Below are 18,240 nucleotides of genomic sequence, written 5' to 3' on the forward strand. Positions count from 1 at the left end.
ATAACTCCACCGACGGGCAAGGGCTTTGTGTCCCGCCGCCGGCGTCGAACCATGGACACGGCGTTCGAACTGCGCGACCACACCGCCGACGTCGCCGTCGCCGCCGAGGGGGCCACGCTCGAGGCGGTCTTCGGCGCGCTCGGCGACGGTCTGGCGGCCGCCCAGTGCGATTCGATCCCCGAAACGGGCGAGCGATTCGCGTTCTCGATCACCGCCGAGAGCCCCGAGGCGCTGCTGTTCGACTACCTCGACGAACTCATCTACGAACGGGACGTCCGGTCGGTGCTCCCCGTCGGCAACGAGGTCCGGATCGATCCCGAGGAGTGGCAACTCGACGCGAGCGCGCGCGGCGTCCCCCTCGACGGGATCGAGGCCCGGGAGGTGAAGGCCGTCACCTACTCCGAGATGCGCCTCGAGGAGGTCGAGGGGGGCTGGGAGGCGTACGTCGTCCTAGACGTGTAGGGAGATGATTTCGTCGGTTATCCTCCGCTCGCACCGGACTTCGTCGTGTCCCACGAACAGGGTACGACATCGGCCACGTCCTGTGAAACCCATACTTCGGTGTCGGTCACCTCGACGATCCCGTCGAAAGCCGAGTCGCTGACCACGAACTCGAAGCTATCCATCCCTTCGTGGCCGGTGAGCGCTTGAGCGGTCAACTCGTACCGTCCGAACTCGTCGGTTGCCGCTATCTCGCGTTCTTCGCCCGCGGTGATCGTCACGGTTTCGTCGACGAACGTATCGTCGCCAGTCAGTTCGACGTGTACCTCGTGATCACGTCCGGCGGAGTTTTGGACGATAATGAGCCGCGGCTCCGGCGCCCGGACGACCTCGTCCTCGTGGAGTTCGAGCGTCCACGTCTCACCATCGGTTTCGACGGTCGGATCGTAGGGTGTATCGTCGACGACGAGATACGACCGTCCGGGATCGACGGCCTCGGCGAACAGTAATTCGTCCGCTTCGTATCGTCCGTCGTCGAGTGCGATGTCGACTTCGTTTCTGACGTCTTCGGGAAGCCACTCGTACTCGATCGAAATCAGGTGGCACTCCTCGTACGTCCGGTCCTCGATCGAGTACTCCGAACCGTTCCCCTCGGTGTTGTCGGTCTCCGGGTCATTCCCCTCGGAACCGGTACTCCCGGAGCCATCTCCGGGCCCGTCGCCGTCCCCGAGACAGCCCGCGACGGTGAACGTGAGGGCGCTGCCCGCCGTCTTGAGGGCCGTTCGTCGATCCATACCGTCTATCGACGCACTCGATAGATATATATTCTGACTGTTTTGGGCGAGACCGCTCGTCGGTCGGATTCGCCGATCCGGCCGCGCGGGCCTTCGTGTGGACCGACCCGTAACGGCGCGGGTCAGTGAAGGCGCTTCATCACCGGCGTCGCCGTCACGCCGTGGACGACGACCGAGACGAGAACGATCGCGCCGACGACCGCCCACAGCAGGTCGGCGTCGGCGAACGCGGCCTCGTTCAGGCCGTGGGCGAGGTAGTAGAACGAGCCGATCCCACGGATCCCGAAGAACGCGATCGCGCCCCGCTCGCCCCACGGGCGGTCGAAGCCGACGAGTCCGATCGCGCCCGCGAGCGGGCGGACGAGGAAGACGACCGCGAGCGCCGCGAGCGTCCCTTCGAGTGTGAGCGGGCCGAGCAGTCCGCCGACGATCGCCCCGCCGAAAAAGAGCATGATCAGCGCCATCAGCACCTGCTCCGCGAGTTCGGCGATCTGGTGGAGCGACGCGTTGTACTCGTGGTCCCGCTCGTAGTGGCGGATCGTGAGCGCAGCGACGAACACCGCGATGAAGCCGTAGCCCCCGACGACCTCGGTCAGTCCGTAGGCGAACAGCGTTCCAGCGATCGCTTCGAGGCCCCGGACCGACTGGGCGATCCGCGTCTCGGGTGCGGCCGCGAAGATTATCCGGGCGAGGACCGCGCCGAGTGCGACCCCGGCGACGGTGCCGACGACGATCTTGTAGCCCACGGCGACGAGCAGCCACTCGCCGAGCCAGTTTCCGGGGGCGAGGCCCACGAGCGCGATCGCGATCGCCAGGTTCGTGAAGGGAAAGGCCAGCCCGTCGTTGAGCCCGGCCTCCGAGGAGAGCGCGAACCGTGGCTCGGAGCCCTCCTCGTCCATGCCGCCCTCGCCGGGTTCCTTGACCTGCACCTCGCTCGCGAGCACGGGATCGGTCGGCGCGATGACCGCCCCAAGCAACACGGCCGTCGGGACGAGGAAGCCGACGAGCCACCACCCCAGCAGCGCGGCTCCGGCGATCGACAGCGGCATCGTGATCGCGAGCAGTCGCCACGTTACGGCCCACCGCCGAAGGCCGGGTGGGCGATCGATCTTCAGGCCCAGGGCCATCAGCGCGATGATCACCCCCAGTTCGGCGAGGTGTTCGACGAGCAGCCCCTGTTCGAGCGGGTCGGGAGCGGGGATACCGGGGATCAAGAAGACCGCCGCGCCGAACGCGACGAAGAAGATCGGCAACGAGATCGCCCGCTCGGAGGCGACGAGTTGCAACACGGTGATCCCCAGCAACGTGAGTCCGATCACGACCAACCCGACGTCGTACAGTTCGATCGCCACAGAAACCGTACGAAGAGGCCACACAAAACGGTTGAGCCTGCACGCCGTTGCCGGCCGTAGATCCATACCCGAGGCGTGCGTGAAGCCGGATATGGACGACCGTTCGCTCCCGCGACGGGGCTTGCTGATCCGGAGTATCGGCGCGCTCGGGATCGCCGTCGGGCTCTCGGGCTGTGTCGAGGAGATCGGCGAGCAGTTCCCCCCGGGTCGGGAGTGGCCGACGGGGGAGTACGCACCGGATCTCCCCGTTACGAAGCGCTCGACCGTCGTCGAATCCGGTGTCGAGGCGTTCGAGGGACGCGATATCGAGGACGAGGAGGCGTTCGAGCGCGCCCTCGAGGAGCACGGCATCGACGTCGAATCCGTCGAGCGAGAACAGGGGACCCTCACGGTCGAGTACGTCGCGACCGACCGGGACGGGCAGGGGACGCTCCACGAGGTCGGACCGATCGCGGGGGCGTACGCCGCGCTCATCGGGACGGACTACGAGGCCGAGTTCCTCGAGATAACGATCCTCGACGACGATTCGTCGTCGGTCGGCGCCGCCGAGGTCGAAACCTCGTGGGCCATCGAGTACAACCGGGACGCGTACACCGCGAAGGAGTACGGCGAACTCGTCGCCGGCACGATCGAGTCACGACGATACCCCACGGAGGTGGGGGCGACGCCCGAGGGCTGAGCCGTCGAAACCTATTCCCCGACGCCGAGTCGATGGACGGGTATGACCACCTTCGACGCCGACGGGATCACGCTCGAACGGGTGCGTGAGAACGTCTGGGAGATCCCACGGGAGGACGGGATGCGCGTCCCCGCCCGCGTGCTCGCGAGCGAAGCCCTCCTGGAACAGATCAGCGACGACAAGACCCTCCAACAGCTGAAGAACACCGCCCACCTGCCCGGCATTCGGAAGTACGCGCTGTGTATGCCCGACGGCCACCAGGGATACGGCTTTCCAGTAGGGGGTGTCGCCGCGCTCGACGCCGAGGACGGCTGTATCTCGCCGGGTGGGGTTGGTTACGACATCAATTGTGGTGTAAGAATGATGAAGACGGACCTCACCTACGCGGACGTCGACGGGCGCGAGGAGGAACTCGTCGACGCCCTGTTCGCGAACATCCCCTCGGGACTCGGCGGCGGCGGCGTCGTCGAGAGCGGGATCGACACGGTCGAATCGATCCTCGACAGGGGGATGGAGTGGGCCTTGGAGGAGGGGTACGCGACCCCGGAAGATCTGGCTCACTGTGAGGACGAGGGCGTCAGGAGCGACAGCGATCCCGCGGCGGTGAGCCAGAAGGCAAAGGACAGGGGGAAGAACCAGATCGGCTCGCTGGGATCGGGCAACCACTTCCTCGAGGTCCAGCGCGTGACCGACGTCTTCCGCGAGGACGCCGCCGACGCCTACGGCCTGAGCGAGGACCAGATCGTCGTGCTCATCCACTGCGGGTCGCGGGGGCTGGGTCACCAAGTCTGTACGGACTACCTCCGGAAGATCGAGAAGCGCCACGGCGACCTGCTCGCTCGACTCCCCGATAAGGAACTCGCGGCTGCGCCCGCGGGCTCCGAGTTGGCCGAGGAGTACTACGGTGCGATGTGTGCGGCGATCAACTTCGCGTGGGTCAACCGCCAGCTCGTGATGCACCGGACCCGGGAGGTCTTCGAACGGGTGTTCGGGCGCGAGTGGGAGGAGATGGGAATGGACCTGCTCTACGACGTGGCCCACAACATCGCGAAGAAGGAGGTCCACGACGTCGAGGGCGAGGATCGCGAACTCTACGTCCACCGAAAGGGGGCGACGCGTGCGTTCCCCGCGGGCCACCCCGAGGTGCCCGCCGCGTACCGTGAGGTGGGCCAGCCGATCATCATCCCCGGGAGCATGGGCGCTGGCAGTTTCGTCCTCCGGGGCGGCGAGCACTCCATGACCGAGACGTTCGGCTCGACCGCCCACGGGGCAGGGAGAGTCATGAGCCGGACGCAGGCGAAAAAGGAGTTCTGGGGCGGCGACGTCCGGACCGACCTCCGGGATCAGGACCGCGTCTACGTCAAGGCACAGAGCGGCGCGACCGTCGCCGAGGAGGCCCCCGGCGTCTACAAGGACGTCGACGAGGTCGTGCGGGTCAGCGACGCGCTGGGGATCGGCGACAAGGTCGCGCGCACGTTCCCGGTCTGCAACATCAAGGGTTAGCGCACCCGGAACGGGTTGTCCTCGTCGGCGTCCTCATCGGGGTAGCGCTTTCGCGCGCTGAGCGTGACCGACGCCTCGGGCGTCTCGTCGTCCTCCCACGGGCTCTCGTAGACCGAGAGTTCGGCGTCGGTGACGGTCCATCCGGCCGATTCGAGCAGCTCGACGAGTTCGCGCTGATCGGCGAGGATCTCCTCGTCCATGGTTCCCGCTACGTCGTCAGCCCCCTTATCCTTCTGCCTGCTACGGCCGTCTGCCGGGTCCACGCGGACCACGCGGTCCGATCCCGGCCCCGATCTCGACGTACTCCGATGGCGGCGCGGGATCGACCTCCTCGCCGGCCTCGAACCGGACGAAACTCAGGTAGAAGGGCTCGCCACACCCGCCGGTGTCGCTCTCGTCCGCGAGGGTTCCGTCCTCCCCGCAGACGAACCGGACGCCGTCGCTCTCCTCGTAGGCCTCCTCGGGGGTGACGTACTCCCACCCCTCGAGGGGATAGGGCGTCACCGACTTGTCGGCGAGGTAGGCGTCGCGTTCGAGTTCGGCGATCGCTCCACAGCGCGGGCAGTAGTAGGTGACGGCGACCATAGTTCGTGTAGTGGCCGGGACCGTTTAGCTCTGCGGCGCGGCGACTGCCTGCTATCGATACCGCAGGCGACGGGGTGGCCGGCGCGAACGCAGGCGGCGCTTTCGCCGCCTGCGTGAGCGGGGCGGGGAAGGGCTGGCGTCCCTGAGAGCAGCCGTCCGGCCGGACGGCTGCGATGCGGTCCTGGCGGTCCCCGAAAACCTCCGGTTTTCGGGACCCAGAAAGGCCGCTTCGCGGCCTTTCTTAGGGACATGAAAAGGGCGAGCGGAGGCTGCCAAGCCGGAGCGAGGGCTTTCGTCGGAAGGTCTTTGCCCCGAGACCGAGAGGATCGGGTATGATCGACGAGACGGTCGAGGAGATCGAGGAGATGCAGACGCACAGTTCCTCGATCGTGGCTGTCAAGGCCGCCCGCGCGCTCTCGGAACTGACCGGCCGCGAGTACGCGACGGTCGAGGAGTTCGTCCGCGACGTCGAGCGAAACAGTTCGGTGCTCCGGCGGGCGAACCCCTCGCACGCATCGCTGTACAACGTCCAGCGGACGATCACGCGCGAGGTAGAGGAGGCAGACCCCCAGACCGTAGAGGAGGGGAAGGCGGCGCTCACGGCCGCGATCGAGAAGGTCGTCGACCGGATCGAGGACGGGAAGGCCCGGGCCGCGGCACACACCGCCGACTACCTCGAGGACGGCATGACGCTTCTGACCCACGACTACTCCTCGACGGTGAACGCGGCGATCGAGCGGGCTGTCGGCGGGGGCGTCTCGCTGTCGGTCTACGTCACCGAGGCCCGGCCCAGACTCGCGGGCCGCAAGACCGCCCGCCGACTCGCCGGGATGGACGGCGTCGAGCCGACGCTGATCGTCGACAGCGCCGCCGGCACCTACCTCGACGAGTGTGACTGCGTGCTGATGGGGATGGACTGTCTGGTGAGCGATACGCTCTACAACCGCATCGGCACCTATCCAATCGCGGCGACCGCCGCGGACCTCGACGTGCCGATGTACGTGACCGGATCGGGGGCGAAGCTCATCGACGGCGGCTTCGTCTTCGAGAACGAGTATCGCCCGGCCAGCGAGGTGATGCTCGAACCGGTCGAGGGGTTCGCAATCGAGAACCCGCTGTACGACGCGACCCCGGTTCGGCTTCTCGACGCGATCATCACCGACGACGGGGCCATGTCGCTCTGAAGCGGTCCTTCGAACCGAGCCCTCGAACGAGATCCCCGCGAGATGACCCGCCGGGCGCAAGAACTACCCGGTGGCCGCTCACACGGGGGACATGGACTGGTCCCACGAGGAGGCGATCGTCAACGGCGTCCGGCTCCACTACGTCGAGGCGGGGGAGGGACCGCTCGTCGTCCTCCTCCACGGGTTTCCCGAACACTGGTACAGCTGGCGCGAGCAGATCCCCGCGCTCGTCGAGGCGGGCTACCGGGTCGTCGCCCCCGACATGCGCGGGTACAACCGCTCGGAGAAACCGCCCGGCGTGAGCGCCTACCGGATCGGGAACCTCGTCGAGGACGTCCGCGCGCTGATCGCCCACTGCGGGGCCGACCGCGCCCACCTCGTCGGCCACGACTGGGGCGGCGTCGTCGCGTGGGAGGTCGCCGCCCGCCACCCCGACAGCGTCGATCGGCTCGTCGTCCTCAACGCACCCCACCCGAGCGCGTATCGCCGCGAACTCTGGAACCCCGAGTCCGATCAGGCGAAACGCTCGTGGTACGTGCTGTTCTTCCAACTGCCGTGGCTGCCCGAACTCCTCGTTCGAGCCGGGCGAGGGCGCCTGCTGGAATCGCTGTTTCGGGGAGGTGCAGCGAATCCCGAGGCGTTCGACGACGAGGCGATACGCCGCTACACGGAGGCCTGCCTGCGGCCGGGTGCGATGACCGCGATGCTCAACTACTACCGGGCGCTGTTCCGGGGGACGCTCCGCTCGAAGGTCCCCGGACGGAGCCTGCCCGATGCGACCACCAGCGACGGGCTGATCGGCCGGCCCACGCTCCTCGTCTGGGGCACGGACGACGAGGCGCTCTCGGAGCGCCTCACCGAGGGACTCGAAAAGTGGGTGCCAGACGTCGAGGTCGAACGGGTAGCGGGCGCGAGCCACTGGGTCCAACTGGACGCCCCCGAGCGGGTCAACGACGCTCTCGTCGGATTCCTCAGTCGAGGCTGACCCGCTCGCCGCTCGCGTCGCTCCCCTCGATCGCCGCGAGTACGCGCTGGGTCGCCAGTCCGTCCTCGAAGCTCGGTTCGAACTCGTCGCCCGATTCCACTGCGGAAAGGAACTCGTAGTTCTCGTGGACGAACGTGTGTTCCCAGCCGATGACGTGGCCCGGCGGCCACCAGTGGTCGATGTACGGGTCCTCGGGGTCCGTGACAAGGATCGTCTCGAAGCCCCGGGAGCCCTCGCTGAGGTGTTCGAGTTCGTTCAGCCGCTCGAGCGAGAACTTGATGCTCCCCTTCGACCCCTCGATCTCGATCGTGTGGTCGTTCTTGTGGCCGGTCGCGAAACGGGAGGCCTCGAAACTCCCCATCGCGCCGCTCTCGAACTCGGCCTGGGCGGTGTAGGCGTCGTCGACGGTCACCTCGCGGGTCTCGCCGTCCTCGGTGGGGCGTTCCTCGACGAACGTTCGGAGCTGGCCCGAGACCTCGGTGATCTCGCCTGCCCGTCCGCCGACGAGGAAGCGTGCGAGGTCGATCGTGTGCGCGCCCAGATCGCCGAGCGCGCCCGAACCGGCGAGTTCCTCGTCGTTTCGCCAGCTCCAGGGCGCCTCGGGGTCGACCAGCCAGTCCTGGAGGTACCGGCCCCGAACGTGGTGGATCTCACCGATCTCACCGCCCTCGATCAGTTCCTTCGCGTAGCGGATCGCGGGGACGAACCGGTAGTTGAAGGCACAGCCCGCGGGGACGCCCGCCTCGCGGTAGGCCTCGGTCATCGCCTCCGTCCCCTCCAGCGTCGGCGCGAGCGGCTTCTCACAGAAGACCGGTACCCCTGCTTCGAGCGCCTCGATCGAGTACTCGGGGTGGACGAAGTTCGGCCCGAGGTTGTAGAAGACGTCGACCTCCTGGATGGCCTCCGCGGGGTCGGTGGTCGTCCGCGAGAACCCCAGTCGCCCGGCGGCCTCCGCCAGTGCCTCCTCGTCGCGCCCCACGAGCACCTCCCGGTTGATCTCCGGTGCGTCCGGGAAGAACATCGGCAGGCGTGCCATCGCGTTCGAGTGGGCCTTGCCCATAAAGCGGTAGCCGAGTACGCCAATATCGAGCGTCATGTGGGCTCGTTCACCGCTCGTGTAGTTAGGAGTTTCCGTCCCGGAGGTGCTCGGTTCAGCCGTTGCGATAACAGGCCACGCCTTTATCCAGACGACTGTCGAGTATCTAATCGTCATGAAAGCGCTCCGCTGGCACGGCGAGGGGGACGTCCGCGTCGACGAGGTTCCCAAACCCGAGATCGAGGAGCCGACCGACGCGATCGTCGAGATCACCGCGACGGCGATCTGTGGCTCGGACCTGCACCTCTACAACGACTTCATGCCAGGGATGGAGGAGGGCGACATCCTCGGCCACGAGCCGATGGGCGAGGTCGTCGAGACCGGCGAGGCGGTCGAGAACCTCCAGGAGGGCGACCGGGTCGTGGTCCCCTTCACGATCAGCTGTGGCGAGTGCTGGTTCTGCGAGAACGATCTGTACTCGCTGTGTGACGAGACAAATCCGAACGCCGAGATGGCCGCCGAATCGATGGGCCACTCCCCGGCCGGCCTCTTCGGCTTCTCGCACACCCTCGGTGGGTACGACGGCGGGCAGGCCGAGTACCTGCGGGTACCCCACGCCGACGTCGGACCGATCACGATCGACTCGGACCTCTCGGACGAGGAGGTGCTGTTCCTCTCGGACATCTTCCCGACGGGCTACATGGCCGCCGAGAACGCCGAGATCGAGGACAACGACACCGTCGCAGTCTGGGGCTGCGGTCCCGTCGGCCAGTTCGCCGTCCAGAGCGCGTGGATGATGGGCGCGGATCGGGTGATCGCGATCGACCGGATCGAAGAACGACTGGAGATGGCCGAGGGCCACGCCGACACCGAGGTGATCGACTACTCCGAGGACGACGTCTACGAGTGGCTGATGGACGAGACCGACGGGCGCGGGCCGGACCGGTGTATCGACGCCGTCGGCTCGGAGGCCCACCACACCTGCGTCGACGTCCCCGACGAGCCGGATCGCCCGTACGTACTCCAGGAGGCGGTCAAGTCCTGTCGCAAGGGCGGGACGCTCTCGATCCCCGGCGTCTACATCGACGGGATGGACGACGCGCCAATGGGCCCGCTGATGAACAAAGCCCTCACAGTGAACACCGGCCAGACCCACGTCCAGGCCTACCTGAACCCGCTGCTCGAAAAGATCGAAAACGGCGAGATCGACCCGGCCGAGATCATCACTCACCGGGGCTCGCTCGAGGACGGTCCGGAACTCTACGAGACGTTCAATAACAAGGACGACGACTGCATCAAGGTCGTTCTGGAGCCGTAAGGGCTCTATTCGGCCCAGTAAGCCTCGCCTGGCGTCGTCTCAAAGACCGCCCGTTCCAACAGGTCGACGGCCTTCTCCAACCCCTCGTTCGCGCTCGTCAGCGAGTCCTCGTGCTCGATGCTGAGCACGTCGTCGTAGCCGACCATTCTGAGAGTACTCACGACGTCCTTCCAGTGGCTCTCGCCGTGGCCATACCCGATGGAACGGAAGAGCCACGACCGCTCCGGCTCGTCGGTGTACGGCGTCGTGTCGAGCACGCCCTTCTCCCTCGCCTGGGCCTCGTAGACCTTGGTGTCCTTCGCGTGGACGTGGTGGATCGCGTCGCGCTCGCCGAGATACCTGATCGCATCAGTAATGGAAATCCCCTGCCAGTACAGATGCGAGGGGTCGAAGTTCGCGCCGATGCGTTCGTTGGTCTCCTCGCGCAGTCGGGCCAGCCCGTGGGGTTCGTACACCAGCATGTTCGGGTGCATCTCGATGGCCACGTCCACGCCGTGATCCGCGGCGTGCTCCGCGATCTCGCGCCAGTAGGGAATCGCGACCTCCTCCCACTGGTACTCGTGGGCGTCGGCGTGCTCGGTCGGCCACGGCGCGGTGATCCAGTTGGGCACCTCGTCGTTCGGTCCCCCGGCCGGGAGCCCCGAAAAGCAGGTGACGACGCCGACGTCGAGTTCGTCGGCGAGTTCGATGGCCTCGCGGAGTTCCGTGTCGGCCTCGTTCGCGTGTCCGTCGTCGGGGTGGATCGGGTTGTTGTGGGTCGCGAGCGCGCTGATCCGCAGGTCGTGTTCGTCGAGTTGGTCCCGTAGCTCCGACTGGGCCTCCTCGTCGCCGAGGTACTCCTCGCGGGGCAGGTGGTCGTCGCCAGGGGCCCCGCCACAGCCGAGTTCGACCGCGCCGACGCCGATGTCGGAGAGATACGAAAAGGCCTCTTCACGGGACTGTCCGCCCAGCGGGACGGTGAGTACGCCGATGTCCATACGGGGGCGTGAACTCGGACGAGAATAAATCCCGGTGGTCGCGCTCACTCGACGACCATCGGCCGTTCGTCGAACCGGATCGTCCGTCCCTCCTCGCTGGAGCGGTAGATCGCGTCGATCACCCGCTGGACGAGCAGCCCCTGTTCGACGGTGTTTCGCCCCGGTGGCTCGCCCTCGGCGACCGCCTGCAGGAAGGTCTCCTGTTCGGCGGCGTGGGCGTCTCGCTCGCGGGTCTTGACCTGCGTGTCGTTGAAATGCGGCGAGCCGTCGGCGCTGGTCTCGTAGATGGTCATCTCGCCGCTCGCCCGGTCGAAGCGGGCCCCGGCGTCGCTACCGCGAACGACGAACTCGTTGTCCGTCGGGCGGTTGGCCGCCCACGCGACCTCCAGCGAGACGGTCTTGCCGTCCGCACAGCGGATGAAGGCGCTGACCGAGTCCTCGACGTCGAAGCGCTCGTGTCCCCCGTCGTCGCCCCACATCTGGAGGTAGGTGTAGTCCTCGCGCGTCCCGAACTCCGCGCGAGTCACGCCGGTGACCTCGCGTATCTCGGGGAAGTCGAGCACGTAGAGCGCGAGGTCCAGCGCGTGGACGCCGATGTCGATCAGCGCGCCGCCGCCCGCGATCTCGCGAGAGGTGAACCACGAACCTCGGCCGGGGATCCCGCGCCTGCGGACGTAGTTGGCCTCGACGTGCGAGAGGTCGCCGAACCGGCCCCGATCGCGTTCGGTCGTCAGCACCTCGATCGAGGGGAGATACCGGTTGTGGAAGCCGACCATACAGAACCCCTCGGAGGCCTGGACGGCCGCGGCGATCCGTTCCGCGCTCTCGACGGAGTGGGCGAGCGGCTTTTCGAGCAACACGTCGAGCCCCGCGTCGAGCGCCGACACCGCGTACTCCTCGTGGAACTTGTTGGGCGTGGTGACGATGATCGCGTCGGCGATCGAGTAGAGTTCCTCGTGGTCCTCGTAGGTCGCGACGCCGTAGTCGCGTTCGAAGCGCTCGCGAGCCTCGGGGAGAACGTCCATCCCGCCCACGATCTCGGCCCCGTAGTTCCGCAGGCGGTCCGCGTGGTAGCGACCGATGTTTCCGAGGCCGATGACCCCGATTTTAACGTCTCGTGGATCGTTCATTGGAGGAACTAGCGAAAGTCATGGGATTACCCTTTCGTTCATGCTCGTGTCGGGTGGTTCACGTGTCGTTCGTCGTACGGCGCTACTTCGTCCACTCGCGTCGTGTACGTATTGTTATGCTGACGATAAAGGACGCTCAGTCGGTGTCCCCGACGCCGCGCTCCGGCGTGCCCGACTCGGCGCTCGCGATGTCGACGAGACCGTGACGCAGCGCCTCGCCCGTCTCGTCGTCGAACAGGTGGATCCGTGAGCGATCGAGGACGACCTGAACGTCCTCGTCGACGTCGATCTGCGTGTCGGGGTCGACGCTCATCAGCAGCTGGTCGGCGGTCGCCTCGCCGCCCTCGATCTCCATGCTCGTCTCGGTGTCGTCGCCGGTGACGAGGTAGACGAACACCTCGTTGCCCATCGGTTCGAGGACGTCCGTCCGGGCGTCGATGAGCCCCGTGGAGTGGTCGACGCCGCCGGCGGTGCGTTCGAGGTAGACGTCCTCGGGCCGGACGCCGACGGTCACGCTGTCCCCGGGCGCGAGTCCGTCGGTCGTCGAGGGGTCGAACTCGATCGTGAAGTTCTCGGTCTCGAGAGCGTCGCTCGTCACGTCGGCCTCGACGAAGTTCATCGAGGGCGAGCCAATAAAGCCCGCGACGAAGCGGTTCGCCGGTTCGTTGTAACAGGTGAGCGGCGGGGCGATCTGCTGGAGTTTGCCTGCGTTGATCACCGCGATCCGGTCGGACATCGTCATCGCCTCGGCCTGATCGTGCGTGACGTAGACGATCGTGGTGTCGAGCCGCCGGTGAAGCCGCTGGAGCTCCGTGCGCATGTGCACCCGGAGCTTGGCGTCGAGGTTCGCGAGCGGTTCGTCCATCAGGAACACGTCGGGTTCGCGGACGAGCGCGCGGGCGATGGCGACGCGCTGGCGCTGGCCGCCCGACATCTCGTCGGGCATCCGGTTCAGCATCCCCTCGAGTTGGACGATGTCCGCGGCCTCCTCGACCCGCCGGTCGATCTCCTCCTTCTCGTACTTCCGGAGCCGGAGGCCGAAGCTGATGTTCTCGTAGACGTCCATGTGGGGAAACAGCGCGATGTTCTGGAACACCATCGCGATGTTCCTGTCCTTCGGCGGGAGGGTCGTCACCTCCCGATCGCCGATGTAGATCGCACCCTCGGTCGGCTTGGTCAACCCGGCGATCGTCTCCATCGTCGTCGACTTGCCACACCCCGAGGGGCCGACGAAGGTGACGAACTCGCCGTCCTCGATCTCCATGTTCATGTCGTCGACTGCCGTTACGTCCTCGTAGCGTTTCGTGACGTGTTCGAGTCGTACTCGTGCCATTGGTGTATTACTCCTTGAGTGCTCCCGCGGTGAGCCCGCTGACGATCTTCTCCTGTGCGACGACGACCAGGATCGCGACCGGCAACACCCCGATGATCGAGGCGGCGGCCATCAGGTTGTACAACACCTGGTACTGCGTCTGGTACCCCAGGATCCCGTCGAGGATCGGCGCCCAGTTCTGGGGCTGGCCGTCGGTCATCAGGAACGAGAAGAAGAACTCGTTGTAGACGCCGATGAACGTCAGCACGCCGGCGGTCGCCACGCCGGGCGCCGACAGCGGGATGATCACCCGGAACAGCGCCCCCAGTCTGGTCGTCCCCTCGACACGCGCGGCGTCTTCAAGCCCGTCGGGGATCTGCGAGTAGAACGTGGTGAGGATGAAGATCGCGAGCGGCATGAACAGCGCGCTCAGCGGGATGATCAGCGCCGACGGCGTGTTGTAGAGGGTCCCGTTGCTCAGGAGCGGTGCGATGATCGGAATCCTGCTGTTGAACAGGTCGTTCAGCGGGATGAAAAAGGCCGCTGGCGGGAAGAACGAGACGATCAACACCAGCAGCATGAGCGGAGCCTTGCCGGGGAACCGCAGACGCCCGAAGACGTAGCCCGCCAGGCTCGCGATGACCAGCACGAACGCCGTCGCGACCGTCGCGATCACGAAGCTGTTGAACATGTAGCGGTGGAACGGCAACACCTGAAACACCTCGATGAACGCGCCGGGGTTGAAGCCGTTCGGCGTGAGGACGATGTCCTGAATCTGGCCTTCCGGCGTGAGCGCGACCATCAACAGCCAGTAGAACGGGAACAGCGTCGTCACGAGCATGACGATCGTGGCGGTGTAGAACAGCGACTTATAGGCGCGTTCGGGGTTCGAGATAGATTTCGAGACCCACCGCTCGAGCGGACCGCGATCCAGCTCCGGTTCCTCCTGTCGTGTCTCCGTGGTCCGGGTTTGAGTTTCGGTTTCTGCAGCCATCAGTAGAGCCCTCCTTCGCTGTCGCGGAACTTGACGATGTACACCGAGATCAGCAGCCCGATGATCGCCGCCGTGATGAACGCGATCGCCGCGGCCGTCCCGTATATCCGCGTCCCGCCGAACAGCCCCTCGATCACCATGCAGGTCATCGAGGGGACGGTGGTACAGCCGGCGGTCGACTCGATCAGCCCGTAGATGCGCATCGCCTCCATCGTCCGGAACAACATTGCGACCAGCAACGCGGGCAACACCAGCGGGAACGTAATCATCTTGAAGCGCTGCCACGGCGACGCTCCGGACACCTTCGCGACGTCGTAGAGGCTGCGATCGACGCTCTGGAGCCCCGCGAGGATGAGCAGCGCCATGAACGCCGAGGTCTTCCAGACGTCGGCGATCAGGACGATGAAAAAGGAGTCCTGGCTGCTCGCGAGCGGGTCGGAGCCGAACAGCCCGAGCGACTGCATCACGCCGCTGCCGAAGCCGACGGTCGGCTGGAAGAACAGGAAGAAGATCATCCCCTGGATGACGATCGGCACTGCCCACGGGATGATGATCGCGACCCGAACCCAGCGTCGACCGCGGAAGTCCTGATCGAGCACGAGCGCCTGTCCGAACCCGATCAGCGTCGTGAAGAGTACGTTCAGCAGAGCGAACGCCATCGTCACGAACAGCGCCTGCTGGAAGAACGGCGTCCCGAGTTCGATGAAGGGGAACCCGCCGACGAGTTCGATGTCCAAGAACTGTCGTGCCAGCCTGACGTCGCCCGTGAGGACGTTGACGTAGTTCTCGATGCCGACGAAGCCGCCGATCGATTGCGCCCCCCGCGTCTGGTCCGCGAGCAGGGACATCCGGAACGTCGCGGCCAGCGGCCAGAAGGCGACGAGCGTGAGCAGCGCGAACGCCGGCGTCAACAGCAGGTAGGCGTAGGCCGACTCGCTCAGGTTCTCGATCCAGTCGGTCGCGGGTGCGAGGACGCCCCGATCCCTACCGGTTCCCGTCTCTCCGGTGCCGGTGTCAGTTGCCATCTTCCTCCTCCAGTTGCGCTACGGCCTGTTCGCTGTCTCTCAGCCGTTCGTGTAGGTCCGCCATCGCCTGCTCTGGGGATTTCGACCGAGTGTACGCGTTGTGTACCTCGATGTAGATGTGCGCGGACTGCTCGGTCCAGACGTCGCTCACCGGCCGCGGTACTGCGCGATTCCCGACGAACCGAAGCGTGTCGGTGTAGCGGCCCAGCGGTTCGGTCTCCTGAACCGTGTCGGACTCGAGGAGTTCGATGTTCGGCGGGAACCACGACCCCACCTCGAACAGCGTGAGCTGGACGCTTTCGGCCGTGAACGCCTCGAGGATCTGAACACACTCGTCGAGGCGTTCGGTGCCCGGATTGATCGCCAGATGCCAGCCCCCGAGGGCGACGCGCGAACCGCCGAGCCCATCGTACTCGGACTCCTCCTCGGGCACGCCGTAGGGCATCGGCATGGTGCCGATGGCCTCGCCGAAGGCGTCCTCGGTGGCAGTCTCCGCGATCGCGAACGGCCAGTTGCGGTGGGCGACGGCGTTCCCGTTCTGGAACGGTCCGAGCGACGTGTCCTCGATCCACTGGACGATCGAGGTGGGCGAGATCTGCTCGAATCCCTCAAGGGCGTGTTCGTCCTCCTCGCCGTACATGAACGATCGCATCATCCGGATCGCGTTCAGGACGGGCTCTTCCTCGACGGTGACTTCGCGACCGCCGGCGTCGAAGATCTGGTCGAGACCGTTGAAGTACGCGCCGCCCCAGCCGGACATGGTCTCGTTGAACGTACAACACGAGAGCCCCTCGTAGGCCGACGCCTGCGTCGTGAAGCCGAAGTCGAGGCCGGCCTGTTCCTGGGCGTCGGCGACGACCCGGGAGAACTCCTGCCACGACATCGGCTGCGTCGCCCAGCCGCTCGTATCGTACCCCGCCTCCTCGACGAGGTCCCTCCGGTAGAGCATCACCGGGAAGTCGGGGAACAGCGGTAGGGCGTTCAGATTACCGGTCTCGGGATGGGAAGCCGTCTCGACCGACATCGGAAGGTAAGTGTCCTGGATGCGGTTGAGAACCTCGTTGGAGAGGTGTTCCTCCAGATTCACCGTCTGCTCTCGCAGGATGAAGGGGATGGTCCACCCCGAGTCCATCATGAAGATGTCCGGCGGTGCCCGCCCGGCCTCGAGCGCCGACTGGATGTCCTGTCGGCGTTGTTCTGTGTTGTTCGCGGCCGCGCGGACTTCGTAGGTGATGCTCTCGTCGAGACCGGCCTCGTGGAGGGCTTCCAAGAACGGGTCCCGATAGTCCTTGAAGTCGGAGTCCGCGTGGATGATGACGGTGTCCTCTTGGGCACTCCCGAGACAACCCGCGAGACCGAGCGATCCTGCCGTGACGCCCGAAGCACCGGCCGCCTTGACGAACGTGCGTCTCGATACTCCGGAGCGTCGTCTGTTGTTCCCTCGCCCCATCTCTGGCTGACAGACGGATCTTTCCTATTTAGTTGTTTTGTATAGCGATACTACGAGCGTTGTAAATCGTCTCGTGGCCGCTCAGGCGTCCGGAAACCGATACAGCGCCTCGTTGCACGCCGGACAAATCAGGACGGTCCCCTCGAGTTGGGTACGTGTTCGAACGCCTCCACAGCAGTGTGGCCTCGTCTCCTCGGTGGGCGTCTCGCAGTCCGGACAGCGATCGAGAAATCCGCGCAGCGCACGGGCGGCGACGAGGCGGTCCCGTCGGGACGACTCGGGCACGTGCGCCGCCAGCGCCCGTTCGGCCGCGACCTCCGCGATCACGACCGGTCGTGACACCCACGCCTCGCCGCCCTCGGACCCCGTGAGGGCGAACAGGGGCCGGTCCGCGTCGAGCAGTTCGACGTCCGTCTCCTCGGTCGCCGCCGCGGTCGCCTCGACCAGTTCCTCGTCGGAACGCGCCCGCAGCCGCGCCATCTCCTCGCGCCAGTCGTCCCTGAACGGTTCGTCGAGGTGGAGGCGTTCCCCCGCCGGAACGAGTATCCCCGCCTCGACGAGCGTTTCGAGCGTTCGCTCGCCGACGTCCTCGTCGGCCTCGGCGAGCGACCCGGGGAGCGGACGGGCCGGTTCGTCGGCCAGCGCCTCCCGAACGCGAGCGGTGAGCCGTGGGGTGTAGGGGACTAGGTAGCCGCGGTACCGGATCGCGCCCGCGCCCGCGAGCAACGCAGCGAGCGCGAGCAGGGGGGAGAGCGCCGCGAGCGCGAGACAACAGACCAGAAGGATCGCGCCGTTGGCGACGGTACAGGGGAGACAGCGGTTCTCCCCGGTGTACTCCGGGCGACGGAGTTCGATGGGTCCCATCGGCGTTCGTTCTCGCGGGGACGGTATCAGCGTTCCGTCGACGGGCTACAGCTCCGACCGGGCGGGGCCGGCGGCCCCCGACGAGGCGTAGACGTCGTCTAGCTGCTCGCTCAACAGCCGTTTGAGCCGTTCGGGGTTAGGAACGTTGTGGAGCGTGATCTCGACCTCGCCGGTGCCCGCGCTGGTGATGATCACGTCGCCATAGGAGAGCGTGCGTTCGAGCACCGTCTGACTGAATGAGGTGTTCTGGACCCGTTCGTAGCGGATCTGGGTCACGTCGCGCGCGATCAGCCCCTCCTTGTGGTAGACCTCCGCGGTCGTGATGACGTAGCCCGTCGAGATCCGCCGGTAGTACGTCCAGCCCGCCACCGCGAGGCCGGCGGCGATCCCGAGGACCCCGACGAGCGCGAACTCCCCGAGCAGTATCGCCCCGGCCACCCCGGCGACGATCAGCACGGCCCCGAGCGCGAACCCACCGAGGTAGGGGACGACACTCGGGTGGCCGGCCCAGAGAACCTCCTCGTCGGGCCCCAGGTCGAGCCAGTCCGCACCGCCAAAGCGCGCCGGCAACTCTGCCATACCTGTCAGGTAGGACGGAGCCGCAAAGAGCG

19 protein-coding genes are annotated in these 18,240 nt (G+C 66.4%); 6 read left to right on the forward strand and 13 right to left on the reverse strand.

Translation table 11 applies throughout. The features are described from left to right. Nucleotides 1-51 precede the first annotated feature (51 nt). Complete coding sequence (locus tag QRT08_RS05290; protein WP_286044868.1) at nucleotides 52-462, forward strand: archease; 411 nt, start codon at nucleotides 52-54, stop codon at nucleotides 460-462. A gap of 17 nt (nucleotides 463-479) precedes the next feature. On the opposite strand, the gene QRT08_RS05295 is transcribed toward QRT08_RS05290, so the two are convergent. After that, complete coding sequence (locus QRT08_RS05295; protein WP_286044869.1) at nucleotides 480-1,235, reverse strand: hypothetical protein; 756 nt, start codon at nucleotides 1,233-1,235, stop codon at nucleotides 480-482. A 122-nt stretch (nucleotides 1,236-1,357) separates the two neighbouring features. Then, nucleotides 1,358-2,587 carry a cation:proton antiporter gene (locus QRT08_RS05300; protein WP_286044870.1) on the reverse strand — a complete coding sequence of 410 codons (1,230 nt, stop codon included), beginning with the start codon at nucleotides 2,585-2,587 and terminating at the stop codon, nucleotides 1,358-1,360. Between the two features lie 91 nt (nucleotides 2,588-2,678). On the opposite strand from QRT08_RS05300, the gene QRT08_RS05305 reads away from it, so the two are divergent. Then, the gene (locus tag QRT08_RS05305; protein WP_286044871.1) at nucleotides 2,679-3,266 is read left to right on the forward strand and encodes a DUF8159 domain-containing protein; all 588 of its coding nucleotides are present in this window, start codon (nucleotides 2,679-2,681) and stop codon (nucleotides 3,264-3,266) included. 42 nt (nucleotides 3,267-3,308) lie between these two features. Continuing rightward, on the forward strand, nucleotides 3,309-4,769 hold the full coding sequence (locus tag QRT08_RS05310; RefSeq protein WP_286044872.1) for an RtcB family protein: 1,461 nt from the start codon (nucleotides 3,309-3,311) through the stop codon (nucleotides 4,767-4,769). Here the strand turns inward: QRT08_RS05310 and QRT08_RS05315 are convergent. After that, on the reverse strand, nucleotides 4,766-4,969 hold the full coding sequence (locus QRT08_RS05315) for a hypothetical protein (RefSeq protein WP_286044873.1): 204 nt from the start codon (nucleotides 4,967-4,969) through the stop codon (nucleotides 4,766-4,768). The genes QRT08_RS05310 and QRT08_RS05315 overlap by 4 nt on opposite strands. 40 nt (nucleotides 4,970-5,009) lie before the next feature. Continuing rightward, a complete protein-coding gene (locus tag QRT08_RS05320; protein WP_286044874.1) occupies nucleotides 5,010-5,354 on the reverse strand; it encodes a DUF7969 family protein in 345 nt (114 codons plus the stop codon). 332 nt (nucleotides 5,355-5,686) lie between these two features. On the opposite strand from QRT08_RS05320, the gene QRT08_RS05325 reads away from it, so the two are divergent. Both QRT08_RS05325 and QRT08_RS05330 read left to right on the forward strand, forming a co-directional pair. Next, on the forward strand, nucleotides 5,687-6,538 hold the full coding sequence (locus QRT08_RS05325) for an eIF2B alpha/beta/delta subunit family protein (RefSeq protein WP_286044875.1): 852 nt from the start codon (nucleotides 5,687-5,689) through the stop codon (nucleotides 6,536-6,538). Between the two features lie 91 nt (nucleotides 6,539-6,629). After that, the gene (locus QRT08_RS05330; protein WP_286044876.1) at nucleotides 6,630-7,523 is read left to right on the forward strand and encodes an alpha/beta fold hydrolase; all 894 of its coding nucleotides are present in this window, start codon (nucleotides 6,630-6,632) and stop codon (nucleotides 7,521-7,523) included. On the opposite strand, the gene QRT08_RS05335 is transcribed toward QRT08_RS05330, so the two are convergent. Further along, complete coding sequence (locus QRT08_RS05335) at nucleotides 7,510-8,619, reverse strand: Gfo/Idh/MocA family protein (protein WP_286044877.1); 1,110 nt, start codon at nucleotides 8,617-8,619, stop codon at nucleotides 7,510-7,512. The two genes, QRT08_RS05330 and QRT08_RS05335, sit on opposite strands and share 14 nt — an antisense overlap. Before the next feature lie 115 nt (nucleotides 8,620-8,734). Between QRT08_RS05335 and QRT08_RS05340 the strand changes: the two genes are divergently transcribed. Next, nucleotides 8,735-9,877, forward strand: coding sequence for a zinc-dependent alcohol dehydrogenase (locus QRT08_RS05340; RefSeq protein WP_286044878.1), 1,143 nt, complete (start codon nucleotides 8,735-8,737; stop codon nucleotides 9,875-9,877). A gap of 5 nt (nucleotides 9,878-9,882) precedes the next feature. Here QRT08_RS05340 and QRT08_RS05345 read toward each other — a convergent pair whose 3' ends face one another. The 8 genes from QRT08_RS05345 to QRT08_RS05380 form a co-directional block, all read right to left on the reverse strand. After that, nucleotides 9,883-10,854, reverse strand: coding sequence for a sugar phosphate isomerase/epimerase family protein (locus tag QRT08_RS05345; protein ID WP_286044879.1), 972 nt, complete (start codon nucleotides 10,852-10,854; stop codon nucleotides 9,883-9,885). A 44-nt stretch (nucleotides 10,855-10,898) separates the two neighbouring features. Beyond that, nucleotides 10,899-11,984 (reverse strand): Gfo/Idh/MocA family protein, encoded by a 1,086-nt coding sequence (locus tag QRT08_RS05350; RefSeq protein WP_286044880.1) that lies wholly within the window; start codon nucleotides 11,982-11,984, stop codon nucleotides 10,899-10,901. A gap of 136 nt (nucleotides 11,985-12,120) precedes the next feature. Then, complete coding sequence (locus QRT08_RS05355; protein ID WP_286044881.1) at nucleotides 12,121-13,317, reverse strand: ABC transporter ATP-binding protein; 1,197 nt, start codon at nucleotides 13,315-13,317, stop codon at nucleotides 12,121-12,123. 7 nt (nucleotides 13,318-13,324) lie between these two features. Then, nucleotides 13,325-14,290: a carbohydrate ABC transporter permease gene (locus QRT08_RS05360; protein WP_286044882.1), complete on the reverse strand. Its 966-nt coding sequence runs from the start codon at nucleotides 14,288-14,290 to the stop codon at nucleotides 13,325-13,327. Beyond that, nucleotides 14,290-15,315 (reverse strand): carbohydrate ABC transporter permease, encoded by a 1,026-nt coding sequence (locus tag QRT08_RS05365; protein WP_286044883.1) that lies wholly within the window; start codon nucleotides 15,313-15,315, stop codon nucleotides 14,290-14,292. Before QRT08_RS05365 ends, QRT08_RS05360 begins: the two co-directional genes overlap by 1 nt. Next, on the reverse strand, nucleotides 15,305-16,765 hold the full coding sequence (locus QRT08_RS05370) for a substrate-binding domain-containing protein (protein ID WP_286044884.1): 1,461 nt from the start codon (nucleotides 16,763-16,765) through the stop codon (nucleotides 15,305-15,307). Before QRT08_RS05370 ends, QRT08_RS05365 begins: the two co-directional genes overlap by 11 nt. 81 nt (nucleotides 16,766-16,846) lie before the next feature. Beyond that, nucleotides 16,847-17,629, reverse strand: coding sequence for a DUF8054 domain-containing protein (locus tag QRT08_RS05375; protein ID WP_286044885.1), 783 nt, complete (start codon nucleotides 17,627-17,629; stop codon nucleotides 16,847-16,849). A gap of 45 nt (nucleotides 17,630-17,674) precedes the next feature. Beyond that, nucleotides 17,675-18,208 (reverse strand): PH domain-containing protein, encoded by a 534-nt coding sequence (locus QRT08_RS05380; RefSeq protein ID WP_286044886.1) that lies wholly within the window; start codon nucleotides 18,206-18,208, stop codon nucleotides 17,675-17,677. Between the last annotated feature and the right edge of the window lie 32 nt (nucleotides 18,209-18,240).

This window comes from Halalkalicoccus sp. NIPERK01 (assembly GCF_030287405.1).
In the GTDB taxonomy this organism is placed as follows: Archaea; Halobacteriota; Halobacteria; order Halobacteriales; family Halalkalicoccaceae; genus Halalkalicoccus.